Raw genomic sequence first — 24,975 nt, 5'->3', positions numbered from 1 at the left:
CGAGCGGTCGGGCCGACACGGCGTGCTGACGCGGCGTGCTAGCGGGGCACCCGCACCAGCACGCGTCCCTGCAGGCACTCCATGCGCAGCTCGCGGCCGGCGCCGACGGTGTCGCCGTCGAGCTGACGCGGGGTGTCGGCGGCGGCGCGCAGGACGATCGTCCGGCCGGTCATCCGGTTGACCAGCTCGTCGGTGCGCCGCTGCCGGGCCAGCACCCGCACGGCGAGCGGGATCCACGAGACGAACCGCCGCGGGTGCAGCAGGACGACGTCGAGCCGCCCGTCGTCGATGCTCGCGTCGGGCAGCAGCGGCATGCCGGCCTGCAGGTAGCCGACGTTGCCGACCACGATCGTCCGCGCGCGGTGCTTCGTGAACTCCCCGCCGTCGACGCTGATCTCGACCTTGACCGCCGGGAACATCAGCGACTTGAACGCCGAGAGCACGTACGCGAGCCAGCCCACGCGGCGCTTGATGTCCTCGTTGACGCCCTCCATGATCGCGGCGTCGAAGCCCATGCCGGCCATGACGAGGAAGTGCGAGTCCTCCAGGCCGTCGCCGCCGACGGCGACGAGGTCGATGGCGCGGTCCTGGCCGTTGAGCGCGACGTCGATCGCGGCGCGCAGGTAGAGCGGGATGTCGAGGTTGCGGGCCAGCAGGTTGCCGGTGCCGGCCGGGATGATGCCCACGGGGATGCCGGTGCCGGCGAGCTCGGCGCAGACCTCGCGGACGGTGCCGTCGCCGCCGCACACGAGCACGAGGTCGGCGCCGTCGACCGCGGCGGCCTCGGCCATGCCGGTGCCGGGGTCCTCGACGGTCGTGAGGTGCCAGGTGGGGGCCAGCCAGCCGCTCTGCAGGGCCATCTGCGTGACGGTGGCCTGGAACTGGTCGACGTCCTCGACCTTGATCGGGTTGAGCACGACCGCCAGCCGCCGCTCCGAGGGGTAGGCCTCGGGCAGCGGCTCGGCGCGGTGCGCCTGGCTCCGTGGCAGGGGCGACCAGACGGCCAGGCCGATCAGCACGATCGCGACGCCGAGCAGCACGCCCGCGACCACGTCCGAGGGGTAGTGCCGCCCGAGCAGGACGCGGTCGAGGCACACCACCAGCACCAGCACGGCCAGCCCGCCCTGGAGCAGCCGTCGCGGCCGGGTGCGCCGCACGAGCATCTGCACCAGCACGGCGCAGAGCAGGCTGAACGCCGCGATCGACGAGGCGTGGCCGCTCGGGAAGGAGTTGGTGCCGAGCAGCGTGGAGGGGTCCTGCCACGGCGGCCGCTCCCGGCCGATCAGCACCTTCAGCCAGGTGGTCGCCTGGCTGTTCACGACCATCACGCCGATCACCAGCACCGCCGCACGTCCGAAGCCGCGCAGCCACAGCACGAGCGCCAGGACGAGGGTCAGCGTGGTCATGCCGGCGGTCGCGAAGGCGAGCTCGACCCCGCGCAGCAGGTGGTGGGGCCAGCCCCCGATCGCCCAGGCGCTGGCCGGCTCGCCGCGGCCGTCGACCCGGACGAGCGGCCCCCAGCCGGTGCGCACCAGGGTCGCCAGCACCGCGAACGCCCCCAGCAGGGCGGCCGCCCAGGTCAGGAGGGTGGTGCGGGAGCGGTCGAGCACGGGGGAAGTGTGGCAGCAGCCGGCTGTGCGTGGAGCGCCGCCGCCGCGCGCGCGGACGCCAGCGCTCGGGCGCGCAGGTCCGGCGGGCCGAGCACCTCGACGTCACCGCCGAAGCCCAGGCAGACGCCCAGCACGGCGCGCTCGACCCGGAAGGAGCCGTCCAGCTCGACCCAGGCGTCGTCCCGGGCGCGCTCGACGAGCGCGGGCGGTGAGAGCATCGGCGTCAGAGCGGTGCGCACGGCCTCCTCGTGCTCCACCCGGACCCGCAGCCGGGCGGCGATCGGGGCGATCCCCCGGTCCTCGAAGGTGCTCCTCAGGGTCGTCCAGACCTCGGCGAGTCGGGCGTCGGCGGGCAGCCGGGCGTCCTCGTCGAGCACCGTCAGCCCCGCGATGCGGGCGAGTCGGTACGTGCGCGGCTGTCCCCGGTGGTACGCCACGAGGTACCACCGCCGACCGTTCTCGACCAGACCGAGCGGGTCCACGGTACGGGTGCGGGGCACGGCGTCCCGCGCCCCCGCGTAGGCGAGCCGGACGCGTCGCCGCGCCATCGCGGCCGTGCGCAGCGCGGGCACGTGGGCGGCGTCGTCGGGCTCGGCGAACCAGCGGCGCCGGTCGACGTGCACGACCTCCTGCAGCCGCGATGCCGAGCCGGTCAGGCGTGCGGGCGCCGTCGCGGTGAGCTTGTCGAGCGCCGAGCGCACCTCGCGGCTCAGCCCGAGATCGCCGAAGGTGTCGAGCCCCAGGGACGCCAGCAGCACCTGCGCCTCGACGTCGTCGAGCGCCGACACGTCGGCCCGGAAGCCCTCGAGCAGCCGCAGGCCCCCGTGACGCCCGCGCTCGGCGACGATCGGGACGCCCGCGGTGCTGAGCGCCTCGACGTCGCGCAGGATCGTCCGCTCGCTCACCTCCAGGTGCGCGGCGAGCTCGCGCGCGCTCATCCGCGGACGCTGGCGCAGGAGCAGCATGATCGAGAGGAGCCGGTCGGCGCGCATGTCCCGATCCTGTCAGGAATACCTGACACAAGGTGTCAAGTATGAGCGGGAACCTCGTCCCATGAGCCCGATCACCGCCACCCCGTCCATCCCCGACCTGCGTCCCGCGCTGCTGGACGCCCTCGCCCACGCCGAGCCGCTCGTGCTGCTCGCCGCCGGCGACCTGCCCGGCCTCGACCGGCCGACGCCCTGCGACGAGTACGACCTGCGCACCCTGCTCGGTCACCTGCTCACGGTCGTCGAGCGCATCCGCGTCGTCACCGCCGGCGGCCACTTCTCCGAGGTCCCGCAGGTCACCGTCGTCCCCGACGACGAGCGCGCGGACGCCTGGCACGCCGCCGTCGCGCGACTGCGCGACGCCCTGCCGCTCGTCGACCTCGCCCGGCCCGTCACCGCGCCCTTCGGCACCCTGCCCGCGGGTGCGGTGCTGATCAGCTACGTCGGCGAGGTCGCCGTCCACACGTGGGACCTCGCCGCGGCCGTCGACCGGCGCGACCTGCTCGATGCCGCGGTGGCCGCGCCCCTGCTCGCCGCGGCCATGCAGCGGCTCCCGGCGCAGGGGAGGGCGCAGATGCCGTTCGGCGACGTCGTGCCGGTCGCCGACGACGCCGGCGCCTTCGACCGGCTCGTGGGCTGGTTCGGCCGCCGGCCCGACTGGCGTCCCTGAGACCGGCACTCCCGCCGGCGCTCGGTCGCCTCTGCGTCCCACCCTCTCCGGGGGCCGGCCCGGCGCGGCCGCGGCCTAGGGTCGCAGGCATGGTCGCCACCACCCGTCTCGGTCGTTCCGGTCTCGTCGTCTCCGTCGTGGGCCTGGGGTGCAACAACCTCGGTCGCGCCGGTACGGCCAGCGAGAGCCAGGAGGGCACCGACGCCCTGGTCCACGCCGCGATCGACGCCGGCATCACCCTCTTCGACGTCGCCGACGTCTACGGGGCGCGGCCGGGCCTCTCGGAGGAGCGGCTCGGCGTCGCCCTGCGCGGTCGCCGCGACGACGTGGTCGTCGCCACGAAGTTCGGCATGCCGACGGGCGGCGCGAACGGCGCCGACTTCGACGCCCGCGGCTCGCGGCGCTACGTCGTCCGGGCGGCGGAGGCGTCGCTGCGCCGGCTGGGCACCGACTGGATCGACCTCTACCAGCTGCACACCCCCGACCCGCTCACGCCGATCGAGGAGACCCTCGCGGCGCTCGACGACCTCGTCACCGCCGGCAAGGTCCGCTACGTCGGGCACTCCAACCTCTCCGGCTGGCAGATCGCGGACGCCGACCACGTCGGCCGCGCGCTCGGCACCCGCTTCGTCTCCGCGCAGAACCACTACAACCTGCTCGACCGGCGCGCCGAGCTCGAGGTCGCCCCGGCCTGCGAGGCGTTCGGGCTGGGCCTGCTGCCGTACTTCCCCCTGGCCAACGGCCTGCTCACCGGCAAGTACCGCGACGGCGCCCCCGAGGGCAGCCGCCTGACGATGACCCGCCAGCACCTGCTCGACGTCGCGCAGGGCGAGCAGTTGCGCGCCTACTCGGCGTTCGCGCAGGCCCGCGGGCTCACCGAGCTCGAGGTCGCGATCTCGTGGCTCGCGACCCGTCCCGCCGTGGCCAGCGTGATCGCCGGCGCCACCCGCCCCGAGCAGATCCGGGCCAACGCCGCCGCGGCGTCCTGGACGCCCGCCGACGACGACCTCGCCGAGCTCGACGCGCTCTTCCCGCCCGCCGAGCGGATCGCGCTCTTCTGAGCGCGCCGATGCGCTCCGGGAGCCGGTGGCCGGCCCGGATAGCCTGACGCCGTGATCGATCCGCGCACCCTCCGCGAGCAGCCCGACGTCGTCCGCGCCGCCCAGGCCAAGCGGGGCCTCTCCGACGCCGTCGTCGACGAGGCGCTCGCCGCCGACTCCGCCCGCCGGGCCGCGATCGTCGCCTTCGAGCAGCTGCGGGCCGAGCAGAAGGGCCTCGGCAAGCAGGTCGCCCAGGCCCAGGGCGAGGAGAAGCAGGCGCTGCTCACGCGCACCAAGGCGCTCGCCGCCGAGGTCAAGCAGGCCGAGGCCGCCCAGGCCGAGGCCGAGGCCGCGTGGCAGGCCGCGCTGACCTCGCTGCCGAACCTCGCCGCCGCCGAGACCCCCGAGGGCGGCGAGGACGACTTCGTCGTCCTGGAGACCGTCGGCACCCCGCGCGACTTCGCCGCGGAGGGCTTCGAGCCGCGCGACCACATCGAGCTCGGCCGGCTGCTCGGCGCCATCGACCTCGACCGCGGCGCCAAGGTCTCCGGCAGCCGCTTCTACTTCCTCACCGGCGTCGGCGCCGAGCTCGAGCTCGCGCTGATCAACCTGGCCATGCAGCAGGCCCGTGAGGCCGGGTTCACCCAGGTCATCGCGCCGTCGCTGGTGCGTCCGCGGGCGATGGACGGCACCGGCTTCCTCGGCCAGGCCGCCGACGACGTCTACCGCATCGAGGGCGAGGACCTCTACCTCGTCGGCACCAGCGAGGTGCCGATGGCGGCCTACCACTCCGACGAGATCCTCGACGCCGCCAGCCTCCCGCGCCGCTACGCCGCGTTCAGCCCGTGCTTCCGCAAGGAGGCCGGCTCGCACGGCAAGGACACCAAGGGCATCATCCGCGTCCACTGGTTCGACAAGGTCGAGATGTTCGTCTACGCCGACCCCGACGACGCCGCGGCCGAGCACCAGCGGCTCCTGGCCTGGGAGAAGCAGTTCCTCGACCGGCTCGAGCTGGCGTACCGGGTCATCGACGTCGCCGCCGGCGACCTCGGCCTCTCGGCCATCCGCAAGTTCGACTGCGAGGCCTGGATCCCCACCCAGGGCAAGTACCGCGAGCTCACCTCCACCTCGAACTGCACCGAGTTCCAGGCCCGGCGCCTCGACATCCGCGGCCGCTACCCGGCCGCCGACGGCGCCACCACGGTCAAGCCGATCGCCACCCTCAACGGCACGCTGTGCGCGATGACCCGCACGATCGTGGCCATCCTCGAGACCCACCAGCAGGCCGACGGGTCGGTGCGGGTGCCCGAGGCGCTGCGGCCCTGGCTGGGCCGTGACGTCCTCGAGCCGGTCGTGGCCCCGTGAGCCGCACGCCCGAGAGCTGGCGGCCGCGCCTGGTCGCGCTCGACATCGACGGCACGCTGCTGCGCTGGGTCGAGGGCGCCGGCTCCACCGACCCGCACCTGAGCCCGGCGGTCGTCGAGGCGGTGGCCCGGGCCAAGGCGGCCGGCGCGCACGTCGTGCTCTCCAGCGGACGCGCGCCCGGCGGCATGATCGAGATGGCCGACGCCCTGGGCCTCGGCACCGAGGACGACCCCGCCTGGATCGTCGCCTCCAACGGCGCCGTCGTGTTCCGCTACCCGCCGATGCGCGTGGTGCACGAGGAGACCTTCGACGCCGCGCCCGCCGTCCGCGCGATCCTGGCCGAGCGGCCCTCCGCGCTGGTCGCGGTCGAGGAGCGCGGCGTCGGCTACCGCGTCAGCGCCCCGTTCCCCGAGGGCGAGCTCGGCGGCGAGAGCATCGTCGCCGAGGTCGAGGACCTCGTCGGCGAGCCGGTCAGCCGGGTGATCATCCGCGACCCGTCCGCGCAGCCGGAGGACTTCGTCGAGCTCGCCGCTCGCGCGGGCCTGCACGGCATCGACTACGTGGTGGGCTGGACGGCCTGGCTCGACCTCGCGCCCGTCGGCGTCTCCAAGGCGTTCGGGCTGCAGCTCGTCGCCGACGCCCTCGGGGTCGTCGCCGCCGACGCGCTGGCCATCGGCGACGGCCGCAACGACCTCGAGATGCTCGCCTGGGCGGGTCGCGGCGTGGCCATGGGCCAGGCCGTCGAGCAGGTGCGCGCGGCAGCCGACGCCGTCACCGACTCCGTGGCCGACGACGGCGCCGCCCGCGAGCTCGACCGCTGGTTCGGGACGGGCGCGTGAGCCTGCCCGCGATGATCGCGACCGAGCGGCTGCGCCTGCCGCTGCTCGACGCCGCGGTGGTCGCCGACCTGCGGGCCGGGGCGCGGCGCCCGCAGTTCCACCCCGACTTCCCGCGTCCCGACGACCTCGACGCGATCTCGATGTGGCGCGAGGGCGACCCCTGGTCGGTGCGGGCGATCGTCCGCGGCGTCACGGCGCTCGGGACGATCGGCTTCTTCGGCGCGCCCGAGCCGGCCGACGACGACGTCCCCGAGACCGAGGTCGGCTTCGGATTGGTCGACGAGGCGCAGGGCTGGGGCTTCGCGACCGAGGCGCTGACCGCCCTGCTCGACCACGTCGACGCCCTCGGCGTCCGCGTGCGCGCCCGCACCCGGCCCGAGAACGCGCGCAGCCTGCGGGTGCTGGCCAAGACCGGCTTCACCGCGCTCCGCGGGGCCGACGACGACGGACACCTGGTGATGGCGAGGTCCCTGCCGTGACGACCACCTCCCCGCTCGACCTCCCGCCCGGCGGCGAGCGGCCGCTGCCGCGCCTGGTGGCCACGGACCTCGACGGCACCCTGGTGCGCAGCGACGGCTCGGTCTCGCCCTACACCCGCGCGGTGCTGACGGCGCTGGAGCAGCGCGGCGTCCCGGTCGTCTTCGTCACCGGACGCCCCCTGCGGTGGGCCGCCCACGTCTTCGACCACGTCGGCGAGCACGGGCTGGCGATCATCTCCAACGGCGCCGCCGTGTGGGACGTCGCCGCCGACGCGCCGCGCCTGGTGCGCGACATCGAGCCGGCGCTCGCGCTGGAGGTCGCCGAGGAGATCCGCGCCGCGGTGCCGGGCAGCGCGTTCGCCGTCGAGGACCTCGTCGGCATCGGCCTGGAGCCGACCTTCATGGAGCGGGTCGAGATCCCCGACGTCTCGCGCCGCGCGCCCCTGGCCGACCTGCTCGACCGGCGCGTGCTCAAGCTGCTGGCGCGCCACGAGGAGCTCGACGCCCAGGAGTACTGGGACCGCGCCGAGGCGGTGTCGCGGGGGCGGCTGACGATCACCTGGTCGTCGTCCTCGACGCTGCTCGAGATCAGCGCCCCCGACGTCACCAAGGCCTCGACCCTCGAACTGCTGTGCGCCGAGCTCGGCCTCGGCCCGGCGGACGTCGTCGCCTTCGGCGACATGCCCAACGACCTGCCGATGCTCGGCTGGGCCGGGCTGTCCTACGCGATGGCCGACGCGCACCCGTCGGTCCGCGAGGTCGCCGGCCGCACCGCCCCCGGCCACGACGAGGACGGCGTCGCGCAGGTGCTCTCCGGGCTCTTCGGCCTCGGACTGCAGCCCGGCGCGTCGGACTGAGCGCGGGCATCTGCTTCCATGGAACCCATGCGTCCGTCCACCCGCTCCCGTGCCGCCCGCGGTCCGGCGGCGCTCCTGGCGCTGCTGACCGTCCTGCCGCTGCTCGCGGTGCTGGCCGGAGCCGCGGCCGTGGCCACGCTGGTCGCGGCCCCCGCCTCGGCGCTGTCGTGCCGGCCGCCGCTCGTGAGCCGCGCGGGTCAGCAGGCCGACGCCGTCTTCGTGGGCTCGGTGCAGTCGGTCACCAGCCGGGCCGACGGCGACGACACGGTGTTCACCCACCGGGTCGTGGTCAGCGGGGTGTGGCGCGGCCGGATCCGCTCGAAGTCGGTCGAGGTCGTCACCCGCTCCGGGCCGCCGTCGGTGTGCCCGCTGGGCCGTCTGCCGCAGGACACCCCGTACGTCTTCTTCGCCCGTGCGGACGGCGACCTGTGGCGCGTCTCGGCCTCCAGTGGCACCGCGACGGCCTCCCCGGCGCTGCGTCGCTCGCTGAAGTCGCTGTACGGCTCACCGAAGGTGCCGGTCTCGCCGGAGCCCACGCCGCCTGCCCTCACCGCCCTGCCGGTCTCGACGCCGGCCACCTTCGAGCGCGCCGCCGCGCCGGGCGCCGCGCTGGTGCTCGTCGGCCTGCTCGGGCTGGTCGTCGTGCGTCGACGCCGGGCCTGAGCCCGCCGGCCGTCCGCCGGCCGTCCGCTGACCGCCCGCCGACTGTCCGGGCCGCGGGCTCAGAGGTAGAGGCCGCCCGAGGCGTCCGAGCCGCCGTCCTCGCCCGGGCCGCCGGGCATGCCGGCACCGGGCACGGGCGCGCCGCCCCCGGCGGGCAGGCCGCGACGGATCTGCTCGAACTGCGCCCGCGCGGCCATCTGCTGGGCGTAGATCGCGGTCTGGATGCCGTGGAAGAGGCCCTCGAGCCAGCCGACCAGCTGGGCCTGGGCGATCCGCAGCTCGCCCTCGGACGGGGCGGCGTCCTCGCCGAAGGGCAGCGCGAGCCGCTCGAGCTCCTCGACCAGCTCGGGCGCCAGACCGGCCTTGAGCTCGTCGATCGACGCCTCGTGGATCTCGCGCAGCCGGTGCCGGCTGGCCTCGTCCAGCGGAGCCGCCTTCACCTCCTCGAGCAGCTGACGGATCATGCTGCCGATGCGCATCACCTTCGCCGGCTGCTCGACGAGCTCGGTGACGTTGCGCTCGCCGCCCTCCTCGCCCTCCGGCGCGTCCTGCACCTGCAGGGCCGAGGCGGGCACGGCGCCCATGGGCTGGCCGTCGGGGCCGACGATGACGATCTGCTGCTCCTCGCTCATGACTCCACCCTACGGAGCCGTCGACCGCCGCGAGCGCATCAGAGGGTGAGCAGGATCTTGCCGCTGTGGGCGCCGGAGTCCATCAGCGCGTGCGCCTCGGCGACCTGCGCCAACGGCATCGTGCCGTGCACGATCGGCCGCACCGAGCCGTCCCCGACGAGCGGCCAGACGTGCTCGACGACGGCCGCGCAGATCGCGCTCTTGCCCTCGACCGGGCGCGCGCGCAGCGACGTCGCGATCACCGCGCCGCGCTTGCGCAGCAGGGCGTTGAGGTCGAACTCGGCACGGGTGCCGCCCTGCATGCCGATGACGACGAGCCGCCCCTCGGTGGCCAGCGCGTCGACGTTGCGGGCCAGGTACTTGGCGCCCATGTTGTCGAGCACCACGTCGGCGCCGCCGAGCTCGCGGAGCACCTCGACGAAGTCCTCCTCGCGGTAGTCGATCGCCCGCTCGGCGCCCAGCGACTCGCACAGCGCCCGCTTCTCGGCGCTGCCGGCGGTCGTCAGCACGCGGGCGCCGAGCGCCGCCGCGGCCTGGATCGCGAAGGTGCCGATGCCGCCCGCGCCGCCGTGCACCAGCAGGGTCTCGCCGGGGCGCAGCCCCGCGATCATGAAGACGTTCGACCACACGGTCGCCGCCACCTCGGGCAGCGCCGCGGCGGTGACGAGGTCGACGCCCGGCGGCAGCGGCATCACCTGACCGGCCGGCACGGCCACCAGCTCGGCGTACCCGCCGCCGGCGAGCAGCGCGCACACCTCGTCCCCGACCTCGTGGCCGGTGACGCCCTCGCCGAGGGCCGTGATCGTGCCGCTGCACTCCATGCCGATCACGTCCGAGGCCCCCGGCGGCGGCGGGTAGAAGCCCTGGCGCTGCAGCAGGTCGGCGCGGTTCAGGCCGGCGGCGGCGACGCGGATCAGCACCTCGCCGGGGCCGGGCTCGGGGTCGGGGAGCTCCCCGACGCTCAGGACCTCGGGACCGCCGGTCCCCTGGGCGATGACGGCGCGCATGCTGCGAAGGCTAGGACGTCGGGCCCCGCCGTCGGTCACCCCCCGGGCTGGACGGCGGCGCCGCCCAGGCTCCTCACTGCTCCCGCGACTGCTGCTCGCGATGCTCGGCGAGGGTGGCGAGATCGCCCCAGGTGTCGATGTCGTGGTGCTCCAGCCCGGCGGCGGCGACGTCGACGAGGTCGAGCGGCCCGAGGAGGGTCCGCATCGCCATCCCGTGCTGCCGCTCGTGGTCGGGGCGCACGGCCGCCAGCCGGTCGGGGTCGAGGACGAGGGCGAGCTGGCCGCGTCCGGTCGGGTCGACCAGGCGCGCGCCGTCGTGGCCGTCGGCCGCGTCGTGCAGGCGGCGGAAGGTCGTGGGCGTCACCTGCGGCATGTCGACGGCGAGGACGCCGAGCGTCCGGGGACGCCGCAGCAGGGCGTCCACGCCGGTGAGCAGCGCCGCCACCGGGCCGCCGTGGCGGGGGTCCTCGCGGACGAACGTGACGGGGCGATCCGTGGGCAGCGGGTCGCCGACCACGACGACCTCGGCGGCGTCGACGAGCGCGTCGAGCGCGTGAGCGAGCAGCGAGCGCCCGTCGACCTCGAGGCCGGCCTTGTCGACGCCCTCGAGCCGGGTGCCGCGGCCGCCGGCGAGCACCACGGCGCAGAAGCCGCCCCGGCCGGGGTCCAGGAGTCCGCTCACGCGGGCCATCCTGGCGCACGACCTACCCTGGCCGGGTGCCCGTCCCGTCCCGCCCGCTGGAGGTGGCGCTCGTCCAGGCGGCCAGCGCCCTCGACCCCGAGGTCAACCGCGCCCGCCTGCCCTCGCTGGTGCCCGACGGGGTCGACCTCGCGGTGCTGCCGGAGGCCTCCGCGCGCGACTTCGGCGCGCCGGGCTCCGACGTCGCGCCCTTCGCCGAGCCGCTGGACGGGCCCTACGCCACGGCGCTCGCGGCGGTCGCCGCGGCGCGCCACACCACCGTCGTCGCCGGCGCCTTCGAGACCTCCGCCGACCCCGACCGGCCCCACAACACGCTGCTGGTGCGCGGCGCGGTGCGCGCGGAGTACCGCAAGATCCACCTCTACGACTCCTTCGGCCACCGCGAGTCCGACCGCCTGCTGGCCGGCCCGACGACGCCCGTCGTGGTCGACCTGCCCGTCGGCGACACTGCCGGCGACATCTGGCGGCTCGGGCTGATGACCTGCTACGACCTGCGCTTCCCCGAGCTCGCCCGGGCGCTGGTCGACGCCGGGGCCGACGTGCTCGTCGTGCCGGCGGCCTGGGTGGCCGGCGAGCGCAAGCTCGACCACTGGCGCACGCTGGTGCGGGCCCGCGCGATCGAGAACACCGTGCACGTGCTCGCCGCGGCGCAGCCCGCGCCCCGCTACACCGGCCACTCGCTCGCGGTCGGTCCGCTCGGCGACGTGCTCGCCGAGGCCGGCCCGGACGAGGAGGTGCTCCGCGTCGCGCTGGCGCCGGACGCCGTCGCCGAGGCCCGCCGCGCCAACCCGTCCCTGGCCAACCGGCGCCTGTAGCCTCTCGCGACGTGTCCCGCCGCTCCGCCCTGCCCTCCCCGGTGCCGGTCGGCGCGCTGCTCCTCGTCGGGCTCGTCCTGCTGCTGCTGGGCGTCGTCCCGGTCGGACCCCGGCTGCTCGGCGGCCTGGGCGCCGCCGTCGTGGCCAGCACGTACGCCTGGGTGCTCGCGGCCCGCGCCGGCGGGCGTCCGCTGACGTTCGCCGGGCTCGCCGTGCTGCTGTCGGCGCTCACCCTGGCCGTCGACGCGCCGTGGCTGCGCGCCGGCGCCGCCGTCCTCACCTGCACCGAGGCCGCCGTCCTCGCGGTGATGACCACCGTGCCCGCCCGTCGCTTCCTCCAGGCGGCGCGCGAGTGCGCCCTGGCCACGGTCACCGCCGCCCTGGGCGCGCTGGCCACGGTCGGCTGGCGGCCGGAGGTCGACCTCCTGCGCTTCCACTACCTCACGCTCGTGCTCGCCCTGGCGGCCGCGTTCGCGCTGGTGCACCGGCTCGGTGCCGGCTTCCACGGGCTCGGACGACGCGGACTGCTGGTCGTGCTCGGCGGCGGGGTGCTGCTCGTGGGCACCGTCGCCTACGCCGAGCTGCTGCGCCGCTACGGGCCCGGCCCCGTCGTCGACGGGCTGATCTCGGCCACCGACTCCTCCCGTGACGCCCTCGGCGCCGTCCCGCGTCCGGTGGCGGCGGTGCTCGGCATCCCGGCGCTCGCCTGGGGCTGCCACATGCGGGCCCGACGGCGTCAGGGCTGGTGGGTGTGCGCGTTCGGCGTCGCGGCGACGATCCCCGTCGCCTCCTCCCTCGTGGAGCCGGCCACCTCGCTGCTCTCGGCGGCGCTCCAGGCGCTGTACAGCCTCGTCGTGGGCCTGGCGATCGGCTACGGGGTGATCCGGGTCGACCTCGCGCTGACCGGCCCCCGGGGACGTCGGGCGCGGCGCGCCGAGGAGGACCGCGCGGTGCGGCCCGAGCCGCCGCGCACCAGCGCCCTGCTCTGAGCCCGCACCCGGCCCGCAGCCGGCCCGCACCTGCCGCGTCCCGACCGGCTCGGCGTACCTGCGGGTAACGAATACGGTCGCCGATGTGGCCCGTGAGCAGGAGATCGTCGCCGAGATGGTGGCAGCCGTCATGACCGTCGCCGTCGAGTCCGGCGCCGCGGTGGCGGCGGGCGACACCGTGGTGCTCCTGGAGTCGATGAAGATGGAGATCCCGGTGCTGGCCGAGTCGGCGGGCGTCGTCCGCGACGTCCGCGTGGCCCCCGGCGACGTCGTCCAGGAGGGTGACGTGCTCGTCGTCCTCGATCCGTCCTGAGCCGGTGTCCGCGCCCGCTCGGCGCCGCCTGGAGAATCCGTCGGACTCACCCGGTCGTGGATGGTGCGCGCCGGCCGGGGCGCTGCTACCTTCGACTCAGTTGAAGGGGACCTCGGGTCCCTCCGCCGCCCGCAAGATGGTCGGCGGCTCATCTGAACGTCCTTGGTCTTCGGTATTGCTGGGCATCAAGTGAAAGAGATGTCTTCAGCCCGACCACCGGCACAGTGTCGGCGGATCAACACCGAAGGAAACACGCATCATGGCTCAGGGCACCGTCAAGTGGTTCAACGCTGAGAAGGGCTTCGGCTTCATCGCCCAGGACGGCGGCGGCGACGACGTCTTCGTCCACTTCTCCGCCATCCAGGGCAGCGGCTACAAGTCGCTCGAGGAGAACCAGAAGGTCGAGTTCGAGGTCACCCAGGGCGCCAAGGGCCCGCAGGCCTCCAACGTCGTGGCGATCTGATCTCGCTGATCTGACGCACGAACGCCCCCGTCCGGCTCTGCCGGGCGGGGGCGTTCCGCATGCTGGGGCGTCTGGCAGAGGGGGCGGGATTCGAACCCGCGGTGGGTCTCCCCACGACCGCTTTCAAGGCGGTTCCGATCGGCCACTCCGGCACCCCTCCGTGACCCGCGCGGCCGAGCCGCGCGGGGCAGGGGGAGTCTAGGTCAGCCCTTCGCGGGCGCGACCTTGATGGGGACGAACGACAGCGACCAGTCGGTCACGCCCTTGCTGCCGAAGTCGCCGGTCAGCTCGGCGTAGGAGATCCACAGCCAGCGACCGACCATGCGCTTGGGCACGGTGAACCGGACGACGGCCTTCGAGCCGCGGCGCTCGACGACGGCCGCCGAGCCCGAGCGGTTGGCCTCGAAGTCCGCGGCCGTGAAGGTGCGGCGCCGCGAGCTCCACACCTGGGTGACGATCGTCGTCCCCTTCTCGAAGCCCGGGCTGGAGAAGCCGATCCTCGCGACCGAGCCGGCCCGCAGGGAGTAGACGCCCTTGATCCGCTCGGCGTTCAGCGAGGCGCGCTTCGGCCCGCGCAGGTCGCGGAAGCGGAGGGTCGACTCCGGGCTGTCGGTGACGGTGCCGTCGGTGCCGGTCTCGCGGACGACGACGGTGTGGGTGCCCGCCCGGCCGCACGCACCGCTGAAGGAGAGCCCGCCCTCGGGCTGCGCGGAGGCCGCGTCGTCCACCACCTCGCCGTCCACCAGCAGCGAGTAGGCCGAGGCGTCGCTCGGGCTGTCGTCGGTGAAGCGGACGAAGCGGCTGCACGCGACGTTGTAGTAGGGGGTCAGGCCGCCGCTCTCGGTGCTGATGCCGGTGGCGGTGATCCTGGGCGCGGAGGAGACGTCGGCGTTGGCGCTCGACGGACCGACCACCGGGACCGTGGCGACGAGGCCGAGGGCGAGGAGGGCAGGGACGGGGCGGAGTCGCAGAGGGAGGGACACGTCCGGGAGGCTAGGCCGCCGCCGGCTCGGCTGCGGGTCGTCGAGGGCGCGTCGGGGATTCCCGGACGTTCCCGGACGCCGGTGGTGGCCGGCGGTCGCCGGTGGACGCTCAGCGCACGACGCGCAGCGTCCGGGTGACTCCCCAGGCGCGGGTGACGGGACGTCCGTCGACGATCCGGGTGCCCCACACCGTCACCTCGAGCCGGCGGCCGACGAGCCGGCTCGGCACGAACACCTTCGTCACGAGGGTTTGGCCGGAGGTGGCGACGTACCCGTCGCCGGGCGCGCCGGGGCAGAAGGAGTTGCGGCACACGAGCACGTCGTCCGCGGTGGCGGCGCCCGTGGTCGGGCGCGACCACACGACCTGGGTGACGCGGGTGCCGGCGGCGAACCGGCCCGTCCAGCGCAGGGTCAGGGTCCGGCCGCCGCGGATCGACGAGGCGGGCGAGAGCTCCAGCCGCGATGGGTGGGCGACCGTGCGCAGCGCGAACCGACGGGCCGCCGAGCGGCCGAGACGCCGCTGGCCGTCGTACTCCTCGACGGTGACGTCGTAGGTGAGGCCCGAGCGGATGCTGCTCTGGTTGCCGACCGGCAGGATGACGCGCCCCTCCCAGCCGTCCGGCGCGGTCCACACCTGCTGCACCTTGTCGGCGCCGTTCGTCGGCAGCGCGGTGATGACGTAGCGGTGGCCGGCGACCGGGGAGGAGTCGGCGATCTCGACGCTCAGCCCCGCGTTGCCCCACACGGTCGTCGGGGTGCCGCCCTGGAAGAGGTCGGAGGAGACGCGGACGACCGACAGGCCGGCGGTCGCGGACTGCGCGGGGGACTCCACGAGGCCGACGCCGGCGAGGCCGGCACTGACGACCGTCACCCCCGCGACGAGGGAGGCGAGCAGCGGACGAGTGGGACGACGTCGGGATCCGGGGAGCACGCGCGCACGCTAGGCGCCGGCCGGGACCGGCCCGTGAGCGGGAGGCGACCGGCGGGTGAACGCGTCTCCGGGGGCCTGGGAGAATCGGGGCATGGCCCGACGCGACCCCCTCCCCGTGCCCCACGACTACCGTCTCGCGCCCCTCTTCGCGGCCCGGCTCTTCGGCCTGGCGCTGGTGGCGCTGGCCGTGGTCGCCTTCGTCGGCACGGCGGTGGTGTCGGTGGCGCCGGTGAACCCCGACGTCATGGTGCTGGTGCTGGTGCTCGCCCTGGCCGCGGTGCTGTGGTTCGGCTGGTGGCTGCGCGCCCGCGCGACGCCCTTCCACGTCGACGCCGAGGGCTACCGCGTTCGGCTCGTGCGCGGAGCGGGCGTGATGAGCGCCCGGTGGGCCGACGTCGTCGAGGCGAGCACCGACAGCCCGCACGGCATCCCGGTCGTGGTGCTGCACCTCGTCGGCGGCCGCACCACGTCCATCCCCGTGCAGGCGCTCGCGCTCGACCGCGAGGAGTTCGTCCGCGAGCTGCAGCAGCGGCTGCGGGACGCCCGACGCGACGCCGTCTGACGCGGGCGGCACCCGTCCGATCCAGCTGGCAGACGATTGGGCACGCCCCGGATCCGACCTGTAGCCTGACGCCGCTGTAGGGAGGCGTCGCCTAGTCCGGTCTATGGCGCCCGACTGCTAATCGGGTTTGGGGCTACAACCCCATCGGGGGTTCAAATCCCCCCGCCTCCGCAGACACCGATCCCGCCCGGGTCCACCGGGCGGGATCGTCTGTCTCCGGGCTCGTCGAACGGGTGCGCCTCAGTCGCGTCCGAGCAGGCGGCGGGTCACTGGATCCCTCTGCGCCTGCGCCGAGCCGGCGCGCGAGGTGCTCCGGAAGAGGGCGGCGGCCGCGTACCAGCTCGGCACCGCCAGACCGACGAACGCGACGAGCAGCGCTGCGTCCTGGTCGGCCGGCCAGGCGTCGGCCCAGCGGCCCTCGGGGTCGGTGGTCAGACGGAGCAGGACCAGCGGGGCGAGCCCGCCTGCCGCCGCCAGGCCGGCGGCCAGGTAGCGGCGCGGGTGCAGGTACCAGGCGCGGGCCTCGACCGCGGCCCGCGCGTCGCTCTCGCCCCAGTCGGTGACCCGGCCCTCCGCGTGCGCCACGAGGCGGGGCAGCGCGCTCCACCAGCAGAACGCCTCGACGACCCGACGTCCCGCGGCCCGCACCCGCAGTCCGAGCACCACCGCGGCGCCGGCCAGGAGGACGCCCAGGACCAGGCCGCCGAGCCGCACCGGCGGCGCGCCCCCCGACCAGGCGCCCGCGGTCAGTCCGGCGCCTGCGGCCACCCCCAGGCCCCACGCCGCGGCGCCTGGGCCGAGGCGACGGGCCGAGGTGAGCTCGGGGTCGAGGACGCGCAGCGCCTCGCGGCGACGCATCAGGTGCAGACCGAGGTCGGACGGGTCGCCGGCCCGGGCCGTCTCGCTGATCCGCACCCACTCCCGGGCCTCGGGCGACACCAGGCCGGACAGGACGGCGTCCGGCGCGGAGCCGCTCACGGTGCAGGTCGCGCGTCGACGCGCAGATCGGTCACAGGCTGTCCCCTCGGTGGCGTGCGCCGGGACTCCGGGCTCGGCGCCACCGTGCCCCGGACGGTTCTGGTCCAATCCCCGCGGCGCCGGGACCGGAGCCCCGCTGGCAGCGGCGAAGTGCAGGTTCTCGCACTGCATGTTCCTGAGGGTCGGTTTCGGAACCCGCCGGGACGGGCATCGGGCAACCTGGCAACTCCTTCGGGATCGGCAGCGGCCGGTCCTCGCATCTGAGCGTGAGGTCACCCATGAAGAACATCCGTCGCATCGCCCTGACGCTCGCCGCCACGGCCCTCTCCCTCGGCACCCTGGCCGCCACCGGCCCCGCCGCCCACGCCGACACCAGCTGGGGCTGCTACTCCTGCCGCGCCATCCCCAAGTGACGTGCTGAGGTCCACGACCCCGGAACACCCCCCCTGAGCGGGTGCGAGCCACGGCTCGCACCCGCTCAGTCGTCTGCGGAGGTCTCGTCGCCGGTGACGCCGAGCCGGCCCATCTCGTAGCCGAGCTGGAAGCGGGTCTCGGCGTCGTACTCCGCCTTGAGGTCGGCGATGTAGCCCGCGTACGTGCGCGGGCTGACCCCGAGCCGCTTGGCGCTCGTCGGGTCGGCATGGCCCTCGACGAGCATGCGGATCGTCATCGCCCGCTGCTCGGCGGCGATGTCGCGCATGGTCTCGCCGTCCTTCTGGCCGAAGGGGCGTCCGCGCTCCCAGGCGCGCTCGAAGACGTCGACGAGGTAGGCGACGACGGCCGGCTCGCGCACGACGACGGCGGTGCTGAGGTCGTCGCTGCCGGGGATGATCGCGATCCGCCGGTCGAGCACGATCAGCCGGTTGAAGAACTCGTCGAGGGTGCGCACCTGCGCCCCGCGGGCGGTCACCACGTCGACGTACTTCACCGTGGGCGTGTGCCTGCGCGCCGCGTGCTGGTAGAGCGTGCGGAAGCGGACGCCGCGGTCGATCGCCGCGGTGTCGCGCACGGCGGCCGCGGCCAGCGCGACGGCGTCGCGCCCGGTCTGGGGCTGGGCGGTGAGGATCTCGTCCTCGACGTCGGCCACGAGCCCGGAGAGGTGCGCGTTGATCGCGGTGTCGCGCAGGTAGGTGACGGAGTCGCCGCCCGGCTGGGCGGGAGCGCGACGGTAGGTCTGGCCGAGAGAGGCGAGCGTCTGCGACCACTGGGTCGACTCCTCGAGCAGCCGCGTCCCCTCGCTGCTCAGCGGCGTGACGACGCGCGTCTGCAGGCCCGCCGGGTCGGCCGGCACCCAGCGGACGCCCTCGGCGTCGCGCTGCGCGAGGCCGAGCTCGACCAGCAGGGCGAAGGCCTCCCCGCCGGGGCCGTCGACGGCGACGCGCGGGTCGTCGAGCGGGATCGCCCCCTCGCGCACCAGCGCCTCGTACAGCGCGGTGGACTCGGTCTCCAGCAGCCGCCGCTGCTCGGGTCCGTACACGGGTGTGCCTCCTCGCTGGGGATCGTCCGGTGGCCCGGGCCATCCTCTCCGATGCGCGGTCGCGCGCGCCCCGGAACGGGCCGACGGGGCCCCGGCCGGTCGGCCGGGACCCCGTCGCGGTGGTGCGGGGACGTGCAGGGGCTCAGAGGCCCAGGCGCGCCTTGAGGCCGTCGAGCTCGGTCCAGAGCACGCCCGGCAGGTCGTCGCCGAACTGCTCGAACCACTCCTGGATCTGCGGGATCTCGGCCTTCCACTCCTCGGGGTCGACCGCGAGGGCCGTCTCGAGCGCCTCGGGCGTCATGTCGAGGCCGTCGACGTCGAGCGAGCCCGGCGCCGGCACGTGGCCGATGGGGGTCTCGACCGCGGCGGCCTGGCCGTCGATGCGCTCGACGACCCACTTCAGGACGCGGCTGTTCTCACCGAAGCCCGGCCACAGGAAGCCGCCGTCCTCGTCACGACGGAACCAGTTGACGTAGAAGATGCGCGGCAGCTTCGCGGCGTCGTTGTCCTTGCCGACGTTGATCCAGTGGCCGAAGTAGTCGCCGGCGTTGTAGCCGATGAACGGCAGCATGGCCATCGGGTCGCGGCGCACCACGCCGACGGCGCCGACGGCGGCCGCGGTGGTCTCCGACGACAGGGTCGCGCCGAGGAAGGTGCCGTGGGTCCAGTCGCGGGCCTCGAAGACCAGCGGGATGGTGGTCTTGCGGCGACCGCCGAAGAGGATCGCGTCGATCGGCACGCCACGCGGGTCGTCGTACTCGGGGGCGAGGATGTCGCACTGCTTGATCGGGGTGCAGTAGCGGCTGTTCGGGTGGCTGGAGAGCTCCTCGGAGTCCGGCGTCCAGGGCTCGCCCTTCCAGGACGTCGCCTCGGCCGGGGTGTTCTCCAGGCCCTCCCACCAGATGTCGCCCTCGGGCGTGAGCGCCACGTTGGTGAACACCGAGTTGCCCTTGTTGATGGTGCGCATGGCGTTCGGGTTGGTGTGCTCGTTGGTGCCGGGCGCGACGCCGAACAGGCCGTACTCGGGGTTGACGGCCCACAGGCGGCCGTCCTCGCCGATGCGCATCCAGGCGATGTCGTCGCCGAGGGTCTCGACCTTCCAGCCGGGGATGGTCGGCTGGAGCATCGCGAGGTTCGTCTTGCCGCACGCGGACGGGAAGGCCGCGGCGATGTACTTGACGACGTTCTGCGGGCTCGTGAGCTTGAGGATGAGCATGTGCTCGGCCAGCCAGCCCTCGTCGCGTGCCATGGCCGAGGCGATGCGCAGCGCGTAGCACTTCTTGCCGAGCAGGGCGTTGCCGCCGTAGCCCGAGCCGTAGGACCAGATCGCCCGCTCCTCGGGGAACTGGACGATGTACTTGGTGTCGTTGCACGGCCACGCGACGTCGGCCTGGCCGTCCTCGAGCGGGTGGCCCACCGAGTGCAGCGCCTGCACGAACGGGGCGTCGAGCTCGGTCATCCGCTCGAGCACGTGGGTGCCCATGCGGGCCATGACGCGCATCGAGGCGGTGACGTAGGCGGAGTCGGTGACCTCGATGCCGAACATCGGCTTCTCGGCCTCGAGGTGGCCCATCACGAACGGGATGACGTACATGGTGCGTCCGCGCATGCAGCCGTCGTAGAGGTCACGCATGATCCCCTTCATCTTCTCCGGCTCCATCCAGTTGTTGGTGGGGCCGGCGTCGCGCTCGGCGACGCTGCAGATGTAGGTGCGGTCCTCGACGCGGGCGACGTCGATCGGGTCGGACGCGGCGTAGAAGGAGTTCGGCTTGATGGCCGGGTTCAGACGCGTGAAGGTGCCGGTGGCGACGAGGGCGTCGGTGAGCTGGGTCCACTCCTCGTCGGAGCCGGTGCACCAGTGGATGCTGTCGGGCTTCATGAGCTCGGCCGCGGAGCGGACGAACTCGAGGATGCCCTGGTGGGTCGTGGGGGCGTCGGTGAGTGCCGGGGTGGCGGTCATCTGCCTGGGTTTCCCTCTCGAGCTTCGCGGCTACGCACCTGCTGGGGTGGGCGTGTCCGGCCGTCGAGCGTGTCGACGAATGCGTGGAGTGTTGGTGGACGGATCGCGCGGCGTCGTTGTCGGCGAGGTGGCCGGGGCGCTGCGGACGACGGGGGTCGTACGGTCCCGCCACGGTCAGGTGCGGCGAGGCTACCCCGCGTCCAGGGGGCCTCATATTGGATCGTTCAACGGATGTAACCCGTTTCACACTCGGATATCGGACGTCGGCGTCTCGCTGGTGTGACGCGCAACCCGCTCGGGTGAGGTCTGCCGACCGGGCCGGATGCGGCCCCGCCCGCGGCTCGGTGACCGCGCGGTGACGGGCCGGCGACGACCCGGGGGAGGCCGGATTCGGCATGCGGCGCCGGCGTCCGGTATCGTCACCGAGTCGTCGCAAGGCGGCATGCGCCCGTAGCTCAACGGATAGAGCATCTGACTACGGATCAGAAGGTTTGGGGTTCGAATCCCTACGGGCGCGCAGCACGCGAAGGCGCCTGACCTGCAGGAACGCAGGTCAGGCGCCTTCTGTCGTTCACGCTCCTGAGCGCAGGTGCTAACGGCTTGCTCACGGCGGCTTGATGTGGCCCCGGTTCCGATGGCACGGGCCCACAGCCGAACTCGCCGGTTGTCGGTGGTGTCCGCAAGGGTGAGGGCGTGTTCAAGACCCCCGCACAGCACGTCGGCACCGCGCTCATCGTCACTGGCCTGATCTCCCTCTCGGCTTGCGGAGGCAGCGGCGGCGCCGAAGCGCCCAGCGCGGAGGTCACAGCCACCGTGACCCGCAGCGGGCAGGCCTCACCCGAGTCGAGCCCCTCGGCCTCGGTCGAGACCGCGCCCACCTACGAGGCGCTCACCAAGAGCAAGCTCGAGGCCGCGCTCCTGACCCTCCGGGACATGCCCGTCGGCTACAGCCAGGATGCCGACAGCGAGTCCGGTGACACCGACAAGACCTTCTGCGACTACGAGCCGCCGTTCACCGAGAAGGTCGCGGTCTCACGGGACTTCACCAAGGGCGGCGGCCTGTCCTCCCAGTTCCTCAGCGTCGGGTTGCGCCAGTTCGGCGACAGCGACCGGGCCGGCAGCGCCTTCGACGCGCTCGTCAAGGCACTCGACACGTGCAAGGGGGAGACCTTCCAGGGAACGAAGCTGGTCTACGCGGTGATGTCGGCACCGAAGGTGGGCGACGACTCGATCGGCATCCGCATCACCGCGGACGGCACGACCATCCTGCAGAACTTCGCGGTCGTCGGTCCCACGCTCGTCAACGTGGGCGGCGGCGGGCTGATGAAGGCCGACGCCGATGAGATCGCCGGACTGCTCGAGGACCAGGTGAGCGCCTACGAGGACGCGGCGCGCTAGGCGACCTCCGGGGAGCCGGTGCTACGGCCTCGGTCGGCGCTGTCTGTCGGCGCTCTCCGCCAGGGTGAGCCTGTGCTCGAGTCCTACGATCGGCTGCCGTCACGGCAGCCGTGGCAGATCCTGTGGCGTCATCGGCGCGCGTTGCCGGGCACCGTCGATCGCAGTGACGCTGACGTGCTCCGGCTGTGGACGATCCAGACGCGGGAGGCCTACGAGGTCCTGGTGCGCGACGGAGCGCTGCGCGGGAGCCCCGAGCACATCGAGCCGACCTTCGCGGAGCCGTATGCCTGGCTGGAGGGTCAGGCAGCGAGCCGGCTCGGGACCGGCACGGGAACGCTGCTCTGGCTGTGGGCACGAGGGCCGGCGACAGTGGTGCGTGGGTCGGCCGTCCACGGGGCGGATGAGGTGTTGCTCGAGGTCGTCAAGCCGCGCGACGAGGTGCTCCTGTCGAGGTTCGACGCCTGGCACAGCTGTCTGAACGGCTACCCGCATCTGCAGCCGGCGCCCGACGAGAGCGACGCGGAGTACGACCGCCGCCTCGACGTCGTCTACGACCTGTACGACGACGCTCGGCGCGAGCACGGCGACCTGCCCCTGCTGATGCAGGAGGTCATGCAGTGGAGCTGGTGCGAGGTCATCGACCCCGACCGGTTCGAGCCGAACGAGGTGCTCCAGGCCTGCGTGCACGAGATCGCGGCCGGGGACGTCATCGGTGCGTGGCGGATTCGGAGCAGGCCCCGGGACGCCATCAAGCGCCAGCTGAAGCCAGCGCTTCGCTGGCTGCGCCGTTGACCCTTCGGAGGCCTCGCCCCGGATCCGCCGATCCGCTCGCCTGGGGCGCCGGGCATCCGCTCGGCGCCGTGGCGGTCACGATGCCTGGTCCATCGCTCGGGCTAAGGCGCCTCCTAGCCCGTCCGCGCGTGCGTGGAGGACGCTGGCGTACACCTGCAGCGTCACCGTGGCTTGTCGGTGTCCGAGCCGTTCGGCGACCTCTTGGGGCGGGACCCGATGGTGAGGCGGATCGCCGCGTGAGGGGGCATGTATCGTGGAATCGGCGTCACCTCGGGGCAGCGGCCCGGCACAGCGTGTTTAGGGCGGGTTCTGGCCGGCGACTCGCGTTGCTTCGTATGTTTTCATGCTCGGCTGGGCTCATCGTCGGTGTCCGTTGATGTCGGATCGTGGGCACGGGGACGGGCTAGCGCTCACCTGGCCGCGACGATCTCCTGGGCGCAGTCCGCATCGACGATCGCGACCCAACCGGGCGGGCTGCTGACGTGAATGGCGGTGTTGAGCTTCGCCTGGGTCTTGAGCAGTCGGTCGATGTCGATCGCCAAGGGCCTCCTGTTCGGTGACCCGGACGAACATCGCGGTCTAGGTGTCCTGTCCGCGCGCACGTAGCCGTGTGGCAAGTGCCCGAGCCGACTCGCTGCCGGACCGGGCGCCGTCCCGCATCCGCATCGCCGCAGTCCCGCTGTTCTGTCGGATGCTCTCCGCGCGGTCGGCCCCGGCCTCGAGGGCGCGGTCGCGGGCCTCGCCAGCGGCCTGGCGCCAACGACGGACGCCGACCGCGTCGGCCTTCGCCTCCAAGCTCAGCGCTCGGTGGAAGTCGAGGATGGTCTGCTGGGCGGTCAGCGACGCGTTCGCGGCTTCGGGTGACCGGCTCGGGTGCAGGAGGACCTTGGCGTTGGCCAGAGCGGCGGCATCCTCGATGCGCGCGAGCAGGCTCTCGGTGCGCTGCTGGATGGCGAACCGTCGTTCAGCTCGGGCGCTGCCAAGGCCGGCGCGGTGGGCGTCCACCTCGAGAGGCGCAGTCTCGAGAACGCGGTCGAGCTCGAGGACAGCGAGGGCGTCCTGCAGTTGGAATGAGCGGGCCAGCACCGCGAGCCACTCACGCGTAGAGCGCGCGGCGTCGCTGGCGGCCTCGCTGACGTCCGAGATCTTCCGGGCCTTCTCGAGGGACTCGGCGATGCCGTCGAGTTGGAGCAGGGCGTAGGCCTGGACGTCGGCGATGGTCGAGGAGAGGTTCTGCACCTTCGACCAGGTGACCTCATCCACCTTGCCCCGCGCGTTGCTGACGGTCATCGCCTCGTCGATGGCCATGCCGACCCCGATGAGTCCGGAGATCTTGGCGTCGCGCTGGGCGCGGAGGACGGCGTCGAGCTTGACGTCGATGCGCTCGAGGTAGTCGGTGATCTCGGCCATCGACTGCTGCATGGCGAGCTGGGCCATCACGCTGGCGGCGCCGGCGAGTCGGGCCGGGTTGGTGAGGCCTGCTCCTGGGCGCCGCGCGAACTCGACGAAGCCGCGGATCTGACCCTTCTCGCCTCTCAGGACCCCGGTGCTCAGCCCGCTGGCCGACTCCCGCAGGCCGTGCTTCTCGATGGCCGCTGCGGACTCCTTGGTCAGCTTGACCCACCGGCCGGAGTGCTCGGCGATCTGCGAACCCGCGTCGGCCACCGCGGAGCCCGTGCTCAGTAGGCTCCGCATCCTGCGCATGCCAAGGCCATCTTGTGTCCGGGGCTCAGCGGTCAGACCCTCGGACTCCAAGAAGCGCTCGACGGCCGCCTGCGGGCCGAAGACGGCCAGTCCGCGCTCGTCAGCCACCAGTTCAATCTCGATCCCGCCCTGTGTCTCGCGGTTCATGCTGTCGCTGTGGTTCATGTGTCCTCCCGAGCCGGTGCCGCCAGTGTGCCTGCTAGCTCCGACGCTTGCCGTCTGATCAGGTCCGGCGGCTGGGTGAGGTCGAGGCGGTGGAGGGCGATCGTGCAGCCGGCTCCACGAATGGCGTACGGGGGCGGGGGAGGGCCGCCGTCGGCGTAGATCAGATGGCCGATGGTGAGGCCGAGTCGGGCGCAGTAGATGACGAACTGGTCGGCGTCGGCGTTCGAGATATTCGCGGCCCCTTCCAGGACCTTGTACTTCGTGTCGGCGACGCCGCTCCAGCCGGTACCCCCGTCGCGGGCCAGGTCGGGCCGCATGACCAGAGATCCGCGCTCGTCGAGGGGCCGGGTCACCTGAGCGGACCAGGCCGGGTCGGCGTCGGCAAGCAATCGTGCGACCAGGCGCTCGAAGAGATGCGCCATGTTGACCCAGAATCCATGCACCACGGTGGCGCCGGCTGCGCTCTCGACGCTGAGGTGACGCAGCGTCAGCTCAGTGCGTCTGAGGAGCGCTTGGAGGCGCGCGTTGGGGCGGGATGGCTGCCAGGGCGGGAGTGGTACGCCCGGCACGATGAGCGCTGCCTCGGCGAGCTGC

General features: G+C 73.7%; 28 protein-coding genes and 3 tRNA genes. 17 read left to right on the top strand and 14 right to left on the bottom strand.

The window, feature by feature from the left end; genetic code table 11:
• Positions 1–38: 38 nt before the first annotated feature.
• Complete coding sequence (locus tag K8Z61_RS13190; RefSeq protein ID WP_224130264.1) at positions 39–1,610, bottom strand: diacylglycerol kinase family protein; 1,572 nt, start codon at positions 1,608–1,610, stop codon at positions 39–41.
• A complete protein-coding gene (locus tag K8Z61_RS13185) occupies positions 1,580–2,602 on the bottom strand; it encodes a YafY family protein (RefSeq protein WP_224130262.1) in 1,023 nt (340 codons plus the stop codon). Before K8Z61_RS13185 ends, K8Z61_RS13190 begins: the two co-directional genes overlap by 31 nt.
• Positions 2,603–2,663: 61 nt before the next feature.
• Here K8Z61_RS13185 and K8Z61_RS13180 point away from each other — a divergent pair, with 61 nt between their 5' ends.
• From K8Z61_RS13180 to K8Z61_RS13150, 7 genes are all read left to right on the top strand, one after another.
• Positions 2,664–3,269 (top strand): TIGR03086 family metal-binding protein, encoded by a 606-nt coding sequence (locus K8Z61_RS13180; RefSeq protein ID WP_224130260.1) that lies wholly within the window; start codon positions 2,664–2,666, stop codon positions 3,267–3,269.
• Between the two features lie 89 nt (positions 3,270–3,358).
• Positions 3,359–4,330, top strand: coding sequence for an aldo/keto reductase (locus tag K8Z61_RS13175; RefSeq protein WP_224130258.1), 972 nt, complete (start codon positions 3,359–3,361; stop codon positions 4,328–4,330).
• A 51-nt stretch (positions 4,331–4,381) separates the two neighbouring features.
• Positions 4,382–5,674: a serine--tRNA ligase gene (gene serS, locus K8Z61_RS13170; protein WP_224130256.1), complete on the top strand. Its 1,293-nt coding sequence runs from the start codon at positions 4,382–4,384 to the stop codon at positions 5,672–5,674.
• Positions 5,671–6,513 carry an HAD family hydrolase gene (locus K8Z61_RS13165; protein ID WP_224130254.1) on the top strand — a complete coding sequence of 281 codons (843 nt, stop codon included), beginning with the start codon at positions 5,671–5,673 and terminating at the stop codon, positions 6,511–6,513. Before serS ends, K8Z61_RS13165 begins: the two co-directional genes overlap by 4 nt.
• Entirely contained in the window at positions 6,510–6,992 is a 483-nt protein-coding gene (locus K8Z61_RS13160) for a GNAT family N-acetyltransferase (protein ID WP_224130252.1), read from the top strand. The genes K8Z61_RS13165 and K8Z61_RS13160 overlap by 4 nt, the downstream gene beginning before the upstream one ends.
• A complete protein-coding gene (locus tag K8Z61_RS13155) occupies positions 6,989–7,849 on the top strand; it encodes an HAD family hydrolase (protein ID WP_224130250.1) in 861 nt (286 codons plus the stop codon). Before K8Z61_RS13160 ends, K8Z61_RS13155 begins: the two co-directional genes overlap by 4 nt.
• 27 nt (positions 7,850–7,876) lie before the next feature.
• Positions 7,877–8,512: a hypothetical protein gene (locus K8Z61_RS13150; RefSeq protein ID WP_224130248.1), complete on the top strand. Its 636-nt coding sequence runs from the start codon at positions 7,877–7,879 to the stop codon at positions 8,510–8,512.
• A gap of 59 nt (positions 8,513–8,571) precedes the next feature.
• Here the strand turns inward: K8Z61_RS13150 and K8Z61_RS13145 are convergent, their stop codons facing one another.
• From K8Z61_RS13145 to K8Z61_RS13135, 3 genes are all read right to left on the bottom strand, one after another.
• Positions 8,572–9,144 carry a bacterial proteasome activator family protein gene (locus tag K8Z61_RS13145; RefSeq protein WP_224130245.1) on the bottom strand — a complete coding sequence of 191 codons (573 nt, stop codon included), beginning with the start codon at positions 9,142–9,144 and terminating at the stop codon, positions 8,572–8,574.
• Positions 9,145–9,182: 38 nt separating this feature from the next.
• The gene (locus K8Z61_RS13140) at positions 9,183–10,151 is read right to left on the bottom strand and encodes an NAD(P)H-quinone oxidoreductase (RefSeq protein WP_224130244.1); all 969 of its coding nucleotides are present in this window, start codon (positions 10,149–10,151) and stop codon (positions 9,183–9,185) included.
• Positions 10,152–10,224: 73 nt separating this feature from the next.
• Positions 10,225–10,833 carry a molybdenum cofactor guanylyltransferase gene (locus tag K8Z61_RS13135; protein WP_224130242.1) on the bottom strand — a complete coding sequence of 203 codons (609 nt, stop codon included), beginning with the start codon at positions 10,831–10,833 and terminating at the stop codon, positions 10,225–10,227.
• A 35-nt stretch (positions 10,834–10,868) separates the two neighbouring features.
• Between K8Z61_RS13135 and K8Z61_RS13130 the strand changes: the two genes are divergently transcribed.
• The 4 genes from K8Z61_RS13130 (at position 10,869) to K8Z61_RS13115 (ending at position 13,431) form a co-directional block, all read left to right on the top strand.
• Positions 10,869–11,666, top strand: a complete 798-nt coding sequence (locus tag K8Z61_RS13130) for a carbon-nitrogen hydrolase family protein (RefSeq protein ID WP_224130240.1) — start codon at positions 10,869–10,871, stop codon at positions 11,664–11,666.
• 11 nt (positions 11,667–11,677) lie between these two features.
• Positions 11,678–12,655 (top strand): hypothetical protein, encoded by a 978-nt coding sequence (locus K8Z61_RS13125; RefSeq protein WP_224130238.1) that lies wholly within the window; start codon positions 11,678–11,680, stop codon positions 12,653–12,655.
• Between the two features lie 85 nt (positions 12,656–12,740).
• A complete protein-coding gene (locus K8Z61_RS13120; RefSeq protein ID WP_224130236.1) occupies positions 12,741–12,968 on the top strand; it encodes a biotin/lipoyl-binding carrier protein in 228 nt (75 codons plus the stop codon).
• Positions 12,969–13,227: 259 nt separating this feature from the next.
• On the top strand, positions 13,228–13,431 hold the full coding sequence (locus K8Z61_RS13115; protein WP_224130234.1) for a cold-shock protein: 204 nt from the start codon (positions 13,228–13,230) through the stop codon (positions 13,429–13,431).
• Positions 13,432–13,503: 72 nt separating this feature from the next.
• On the opposite strand, the gene K8Z61_RS13110 is transcribed toward K8Z61_RS13115, so the two are convergent.
• From K8Z61_RS13110 to K8Z61_RS13100, 3 genes are all read right to left on the bottom strand, one after another.
• A tRNA-Ser gene (locus tag K8Z61_RS13110) sits at positions 13,504–13,591 on the bottom strand.
• Positions 13,592–13,634: 43 nt separating this feature from the next.
• Positions 13,635–14,414, bottom strand: a complete 780-nt coding sequence (locus tag K8Z61_RS13105; protein WP_224130232.1) for a hypothetical protein — start codon at positions 14,412–14,414, stop codon at positions 13,635–13,637.
• Positions 14,415–14,523: 109 nt separating this feature from the next.
• Positions 14,524–15,345 carry a hypothetical protein gene (locus K8Z61_RS13100; RefSeq protein ID WP_224130230.1) on the bottom strand — a complete coding sequence of 274 codons (822 nt, stop codon included), beginning with the start codon at positions 15,343–15,345 and terminating at the stop codon, positions 14,524–14,526.
• Positions 15,346–15,436: 91 nt separating this feature from the next.
• On the opposite strand from K8Z61_RS13100, the gene K8Z61_RS13095 reads away from it, so the two are divergent.
• Together K8Z61_RS13095 and K8Z61_RS13090 are read left to right on the top strand one after the other, a co-directional pair.
• Entirely contained in the window at positions 15,437–15,907 is a 471-nt protein-coding gene (locus K8Z61_RS13095) for a hypothetical protein (protein ID WP_224130229.1), read from the top strand.
• Between the two features lie 80 nt (positions 15,908–15,987).
• Positions 15,988–16,078, top strand: a tRNA-Ser gene (locus tag K8Z61_RS13090).
• A gap of 69 nt (positions 16,079–16,147) precedes the next feature.
• On the opposite strand, the gene K8Z61_RS19020 is transcribed toward K8Z61_RS13090, so the two are convergent.
• Entirely contained in the window at positions 16,148–16,885 is a 738-nt protein-coding gene (locus K8Z61_RS19020) for a hypothetical protein (RefSeq protein ID WP_263431047.1), read from the bottom strand.
• Positions 16,886–17,151: 266 nt separating this feature from the next.
• Between K8Z61_RS19020 and K8Z61_RS13080 the strand changes: the two genes are divergently transcribed.
• Positions 17,152–17,298, top strand: a complete 147-nt coding sequence (locus K8Z61_RS13080; protein ID WP_224130227.1) for a hypothetical protein — start codon at positions 17,152–17,154, stop codon at positions 17,296–17,298.
• A gap of 65 nt (positions 17,299–17,363) precedes the next feature.
• On the opposite strand, the gene K8Z61_RS13075 is transcribed toward K8Z61_RS13080, so the two are convergent.
• Together K8Z61_RS13075 and K8Z61_RS13070 are read right to left on the bottom strand one after the other, a co-directional pair.
• Positions 17,364–18,362 carry a LuxR family transcriptional regulator gene (locus tag K8Z61_RS13075; protein ID WP_224130225.1) on the bottom strand — a complete coding sequence of 333 codons (999 nt, stop codon included), beginning with the start codon at positions 18,360–18,362 and terminating at the stop codon, positions 17,364–17,366.
• 142 nt (positions 18,363–18,504) lie between these two features.
• Complete coding sequence (locus K8Z61_RS13070; protein WP_224130223.1) at positions 18,505–20,322, bottom strand: phosphoenolpyruvate carboxykinase (GTP); 1,818 nt, start codon at positions 20,320–20,322, stop codon at positions 18,505–18,507.
• 444 nt (positions 20,323–20,766) lie between these two features.
• On the opposite strand from K8Z61_RS13070, the gene K8Z61_RS13065 reads away from it, so the two are divergent.
• From K8Z61_RS13065 to K8Z61_RS13055, 3 genes are all read left to right on the top strand, one after another.
• Positions 20,767–20,839, top strand: a tRNA-Arg gene (locus tag K8Z61_RS13065).
• A gap of 176 nt (positions 20,840–21,015) precedes the next feature.
• On the top strand, positions 21,016–21,720 hold the full coding sequence (locus tag K8Z61_RS13060) for a hypothetical protein (RefSeq protein WP_224130221.1): 705 nt from the start codon (positions 21,016–21,018) through the stop codon (positions 21,718–21,720).
• A 72-nt stretch (positions 21,721–21,792) separates the two neighbouring features.
• Positions 21,793–22,512 (top strand): DUF3841 domain-containing protein, encoded by a 720-nt coding sequence (locus K8Z61_RS13055; protein WP_224130219.1) that lies wholly within the window; start codon positions 21,793–21,795, stop codon positions 22,510–22,512.
• 410 nt (positions 22,513–22,922) lie between these two features.
• On the opposite strand, the gene K8Z61_RS19015 is transcribed toward K8Z61_RS13055, so the two are convergent.
• From K8Z61_RS19015 to K8Z61_RS13045, 3 genes are read right to left on the bottom strand one after another with little or no spacing between them, the layout of a single operon-like run.
• Positions 22,923–23,054 (bottom strand): hypothetical protein, encoded by a 132-nt coding sequence (locus K8Z61_RS19015; protein WP_263431046.1) that lies wholly within the window; start codon positions 23,052–23,054, stop codon positions 22,923–22,925.
• 37 nt (positions 23,055–23,091) lie between these two features.
• Positions 23,092–24,381, bottom strand: a complete 1,290-nt coding sequence (locus tag K8Z61_RS13050) for a hypothetical protein (RefSeq protein WP_224130217.1) — start codon at positions 24,379–24,381, stop codon at positions 23,092–23,094.
• A complete protein-coding gene (locus K8Z61_RS13045; protein ID WP_308116778.1) occupies positions 24,378–24,950 on the bottom strand; it encodes a 5-methylcytosine restriction system specificity protein McrC in 573 nt (190 codons plus the stop codon). The genes K8Z61_RS13050 and K8Z61_RS13045 overlap by 4 nt, the downstream gene beginning before the upstream one ends.
• Positions 24,951–24,975: the final 25 nt, after the last annotated feature.

Origin of the sequence: Nocardioides sp. TRM66260-LWL, assembly GCF_020075545.1 — a bacterium.
In the GTDB taxonomy this organism is placed as follows: domain Bacteria; phylum Actinomycetota; class Actinomycetes; order Propionibacteriales; family Nocardioidaceae; genus Nocardioides.
This window is presented reverse-complemented; position numbering and strand designations above follow the sequence as displayed.

What these genes read in the sequence shown, in the direction of transcription:
- K8Z61_RS13185 (WP_224130262.1), bottom strand. Translation starts at nt 2,602, where the DNA reads ATGCGCGCCGACCGGCTCCTCTCGATCATGCTGCTCCTGCGCCAGCGT.
- K8Z61_RS13180 (WP_224130260.1), top strand. Translation starts at nt 2,664, where the DNA reads ATGAGCCCGATCACCGCCACCCCGTCCATCCCCGACCTGCGTCCCGCG.
- K8Z61_RS13175 (WP_224130258.1), top strand. Translation starts at nt 3,359, where the DNA reads ATGGTCGCCACCACCCGTCTCGGTCGTTCCGGTCTCGTCGTCTCCGTC.
- K8Z61_RS13150 (WP_224130248.1), top strand. Translation starts at nt 7,877, where the DNA reads ATGCGTCCGTCCACCCGCTCCCGTGCCGCCCGCGGTCCGGCGGCGCTC.
- K8Z61_RS13145 (WP_224130245.1), bottom strand. Translation starts at nt 9,144, where the DNA reads ATGAGCGAGGAGCAGCAGATCGTCATCGTCGGCCCCGACGGCCAGCCC.
- K8Z61_RS13140 (WP_224130244.1), bottom strand. Translation starts at nt 10,151, where the DNA reads ATGCGCGCCGTCATCGCCCAGGGGACCGGCGGTCCCGAGGTCCTGAGC.
- K8Z61_RS13115 (WP_224130234.1), top strand. Translation starts at nt 13,228, where the DNA reads ATGGCTCAGGGCACCGTCAAGTGGTTCAACGCTGAGAAGGGCTTCGGC.
- K8Z61_RS13095 (WP_224130229.1), top strand. Translation starts at nt 15,437, where the DNA reads ATGGCCCGACGCGACCCCCTCCCCGTGCCCCACGACTACCGTCTCGCG.
- K8Z61_RS13070 (WP_224130223.1), bottom strand. Translation starts at nt 20,322, where the DNA reads ATGACCGCCACCCCGGCACTCACCGACGCCCCCACGACCCACCAGGGC.
- K8Z61_RS13050 (WP_224130217.1), bottom strand. Translation starts at nt 24,381, where the DNA reads ATGAACCACAGCGACAGCATGAACCGCGAGACACAGGGCGGGATCGAG.